The following is a 4836-nucleotide window of genomic DNA, read 5'->3' as shown; positions in this document are numbered from 1 at the left end:
CACCGGCATCAACCCACGCACGCAACCGCTCCGCCTGGTCGACCACCGCCTGGGGAGAGCGGCCGGAAATCAGCCACGGCACCGGCAGCCGCGGGCCCGCGGGTGCACTCACGAGATCCGGCGTCGATACCGAAACGTCGTGCGCCGGCGCTTCTTCCACGATCACATGCGCATTGGTGCCACTGATCCCGAACGACGACACCGCCGCGCGTCGCGGTCGGCCTTCGACTCGTTTCCACGGTTGCCGATCGACCAGCAGTCGCACATCGCCGGTCGACCAGTCCACATGTGAGCTGGGCGCGTCCACGTGCAAGGTGCGCGGCAGGGTTTCGTGCCGCATGGCCTCGATCATCTTGATCACCCCGGCCACTCCGGCCGCCGCCTGGGTGTGGCCCATATTGGATTTCACCGAACCCAACCACAGCGGCCGATCCGGGTCACGATCCTGCCCGTAGGTCGCCAACAGCGCGCGCGCCTCGATCGGATCACCCAAGGTGGTTCCGGTGCCGTGACCTTCGACCGCGTCCACGTCCCGCGCCGTCAGCCCGGCACCGGCCAGCGCCGCTCGGATGACCCGTTCCTGCGACGGGCCGTTCGGAGCGGTCAGCCCGTTCGAGGCGCCGTCTTGATTCACCGCCGAACCGCGCACCACACCCAATATCCGGCGACCCGCGGCCACCGCGTCCGACAGGCGCTCCAGGACGACGATTCCCGCGCCCTCCCCCCAGGCCACGCCATCCGCGGCGTCGGCGAACGATTTGCACCGGCCGTCCGGTGCCAGCCCCTGCTGCCGGGAGAATTCCACGAACATGGCCGGCGTCGCCAGCATGGTCACACCACCGGCCAGCGCGAGATCGCATTCTCCCAGCCGCAATGCCTGACACGCCTGGTGAATGGTCACCAGCGACGACGAGCACGCGGTATCGACGGACACCGCCGGCCCTTCCAAACCCAGCGTGTAGGAAATCCGGCCGGAAACGATGCTGCCGCCGCCGCCCGCACTCAGATATCCCTCCAACTCCGCACTGCGATCGCTAGTGGCGGCAAGGAACATGTAGTCGTGGTACATGACGCCCGCGAACACACCCGTACGACTCCCCCGCAACGACAACGGATCGATCCGAGCATCCTCCACACCCTCCCACGCCACTTCCAGCAACACCCGCTGCTGCGGATCCATCGCCAACGCCTCCCGCGGACCCACACCGAAAAACCCCGCATCGAAATCACCCGCGTCGTAGACGAATCCGCCCCACCGCGAGTACGACCGCCCGCGCGCAGCCGGGTCCGGGTCGAACAAGTCCACGTCCCACCCGCGATCGGCCGGGAACTCGCCCACCACATCCCGACCCTCGGCGACCATCTCCCACAAACCGCGGCGCGACACCACGCCACCCGGATAACGACACCCTGCACCGATGATCGCGATCGGCTCGCGCGCCTGTTCTTCGATGTCCCGGATCCGGCGCCGCAAGCTTCGTAGTTCGAGCGCGGACCGTTTCAGGTAATCGACGTAGTCCTTCTCGTTGTCCATGGTCTTCCTCCGAGGCCGGCGCGCTAACCGAGTTCACCGTCGAGCAGATCGAACAGCTCGGCGACATCGGCGCTGCGAATATCGTCGTCAGGATCGGTGTCCGGCTCGGCTTCGCCGGTCGCTTCCACCGTGGCGAGCAGCCCGCGCAGCCGGCGCGCGACCCGGCGGCGGGCCTCGGTATCCGGCGCTGCCGCCGCGAGTACCGCAGCCACCCGATCGAGGGCGTCGTCGAGATCCCCGCCGGGCTCCGCGAGCGGCAGGCAGGTGGCGATGAACTCCGCCACCGCTTCGGGCGTCGGATGGTCGTATGCGATCGTCGCCGGCAAACCGATTCCCGTCGCGCCGGTCAGCCGGTTCCGCAACTCGACGGCAGCGAGCGAATCGAATCCCAGGTCCAGGAAGCTGGCCTGGATATCGACGGCCTGATTCGTCGCATAGCCCAGCACCGCCCCGACGTGGGAACTCACCAGATCGATCAGTATTCGACGGCGTTCGGCCACCGGCAATCCGGCCAATCGTGCTGTCAACGCGGCCGATACCGCCGCGTCGGCACCGGCGGCGGCCCCGCCCTGCGGCCGCACGATGCCGCGCATGATGGACGGGACCAGCCCGCCCGGTCCCGCCGGCTCGCTCACCGGCGCGGCGCGATCGAACCGCGCCGCGACCACCCGGGGACGGTCAACGCAGACCACTCGATCCCACAGCCGCAGCCCCTCGGCGACGCTCAGCCCCACCAGGCCGCCGCGGCTCATCCGAGCCCGGTCCGCCGCCCGGACGCCGCCGGCCATACCGCCCGCGACGTCCCACAAACCCCATCCGATCGACAGTCCCGGCAGACCCGCAGCGCGCCGATACTGCGCCAACGCGTCCAGAAACGCGTTGGCCGCCGCGTAATTCGCCTGGCCGGGCGCCCCCACGGTGCCCGCCACGGAAGAGAACAGCACGAAACCGCGCAACCGGAGACCGCGCGTCGCCTCGTGCAGAGACCATGCGCCGTCCACCTTCGAGCGCAGCACCCGCGCCACCTGCTCCGGTGACAGCGAAGCCACCACGCCGTCGTCCAAGACCCCGGCCGTGTACACCACCGCCGTCAGCGCGCCCCATTCCGACACCTTGTCCACCAACCGCCGGGTGTCCTGAGCGTCGGCCAAATCGCAGGCGACACACCATATCTCGGCCCCGACAGCCGCCATCTCGGCCGCGAGTTCCGCACCACCGCCGGATCGGGAGGCCACAACCACACGCCGCACGCCGCACTCGGTCACCAGGTGCCGTACCACCAGACCACCCAGTTCGCCGCCGCCCGCCACCACTACGACGTCGTCCGGTGCTCCACCCCAAGGCCTGGCGGGGCGGTCCGGATGTGCTTGCGCCCCATCGGGATCCGGTGGCGGCGCCGACGCCGGCTCGCGCTCGGGTGTGGTGACCCGCACCAAGCGCGGCGCCCACACGCCCGAAGCCCGAACCAGCAGCTCCTGTTCTCTCGTGTCGAGGATCGCGCCTCTCACGCCGTCCGGCCCGACGCCGGTGTCCACGTCGATCAGCATCATCCGGCCCGGGTATTCCCAGTGCGCCGAGCGGACCAGGCCGGTCACGCCGGCCTGCGTCAGGCCGTCGCGGTCCAGGCGCGGGTCACCGGCGTGGGGCGACGACACGGCCCTCCGCGTCACCACCACCAGCCGCACCGAATGCAGTCCGGGCCGGCTCATCCACTCCTGCACGGTGGTCAGTACAGCCGTCACCGTGCTGCGGGTGCCGGTCGCCACACCCGGCTCGACCGCTCCCCAGCAGGGCAGGACCACGGCCGCCGGGGTTGCGGCGGCCAGGGCCCGAGTCACCGCCGCAACATCCACGAACCAACGGTCGACGATTCCGGAACCCCAGCCTCCCAGGGTGTCCGGATCGCCGAGACCCCAGATCGGACCTTCGGGCTCGGGCCGGACGCTCACCGGGATCCAGTCGATGTCGTAGAGCCCGGCCCCGTCGTCCATGCCGGCTGCCCGGAGCGTCTCGGCTGTCGCGGGTCGCACCTGCAATCCGGCCATCGCCCATACCACCCGGCCGGTCTCGTCTCGCGCGACGAGCTGTTCCACGCCGTTCTCCGAGATCCGCAACCGGGCCCGCACCGCCGTCGCGCCCCGCCGGAAGACCCGCACACCTCGAAAGACGAACGGCAGCCCCACCGCATCGTCGGAGGCCGGGCCGTCGACACCGGCCAGCACGCCGTGGAACACCCCGTCGACCACCGCCGGATGGCAACCGAAACCGGCACCGTCGGCTCCCGATGGCAGGCCCGATTCCACGCAGAGCTCGCTGCCGCACCGCCACACGCCTCGCACCGTCCGGAAGCCCGCACCGTAGTCGAAGCCGGCGCCCGCCAGTGTCGGGTACAGGTCCTGCACCGGCACCGCGACAGCCTCGGGCGGTGGCCATGTCTGCGTGGTGTCGGTTCTCCCGTGCTCCGCCGCCGCGGAACCCAGCGTGCCGACCGCGTGGCGTACCCAGTCCTCGGCTCCGGCCCCGGCTTCGGGGCGAGCGTGAACGGCGATGGTGCGATCTCCCGCCGTATCCGGCGCGCCGACAACCACCTGCACGTGTGTCGCGACGTCCCGGTCCAGGCGCAGCGGCACCTCCGTGACGAGTTCCCGGATCTCCGCACACCCCACCAATTCGGCCGCAGTGGCGGCTATTTCGACGAATGCGGCGCCGGGCAGGAGGGTCGAGCCGAAGATCACGTGGTCGGTGAGCCACGGATGCGATGTCACCGAAATTCGGCCGGTCACCACTGTTTCGCCGGTGCCGGCGACCGTCACCATGGCGGACAGGAACGGATGGTCCACCTGGTGCACGCCGGAATCGTCGGCCGCGCCGGCCGTGGGTGCGGTCGACAGCCAAAACCGCTGCCGCTGAAACGGATACGTCGGCAGATCGACGGTGCGGGCACCGGTGCCGGCGTAGAACTTCGCCCAGTCGACGTGCGCTCCGTGGCAGTAGGCGGCGCCGAGGCAGCGGAGGAGTTCCGTCCGCTGATCGCGGCCGCGTCGTTGGGTGGCCAGCACCGCGGTCTCGCCGGTGACAGTGCGCGAAATCATCGGTGCCAAAACGGCATCCGGCCCGATCTCGATGAAGCGCACGACGCCGCTCGCCCGGGCCGCTGCTATTCCGTCGGCGAACCGCACCGTCTCCCGGACGTGTCGCACCCAGTACGCCGGGTCGGCAAAGAGATCGGTTTCCAGTCGGCCGGTGACGTTCGAGGCGATCGGGATCCGCGCCGCGGACAACGACATCCCCGCAACCTCGGA

Annotated in this window: 2 protein-coding genes; both read right to left on the bottom strand. The window is 70.1% G+C overall.

The window, feature by feature from the left end; genetic code table 11:
* Nucleotides 1-1534, bottom strand: a 1534-nt coding sequence (locus tag ON37_RS26700) for a type I polyketide synthase (protein ID WP_040723200.1), incomplete at its 3' end; no start/stop codon positions are given.
* 23 nt (nucleotides 1535-1557) lie between these two features.
* Nucleotides 1558-4821, bottom strand: a complete 3264-nt coding sequence (locus ON37_RS26695; RefSeq protein WP_051032083.1) for a type I polyketide synthase — start codon at nucleotides 4819-4821, stop codon at nucleotides 1558-1560.
* Nucleotides 4822-4836: the final 15 nt, after the last annotated feature.

Source organism: Nocardia veterana NBRC 100344 (genome assembly GCF_000308855.1).
GTDB classification, from domain to species: domain Bacteria; phylum Actinomycetota; class Actinomycetes; order Mycobacteriales; family Mycobacteriaceae; genus Nocardia; species Nocardia veterana.
The sequence above is the reverse complement of the archived record's forward strand: the minus strand, read 5'-3'. Positions and strand labels throughout refer to the sequence as shown.

Excerpts from the sequence above, each read along its gene's own strand:
- ON37_RS26695 (WP_051032083.1), bottom strand. The coding sequence starts at position 4,821 with ATGTCGTTGTCCGCGGCGCGGATCCCGATCGCCTCGAACGTCACCGGC.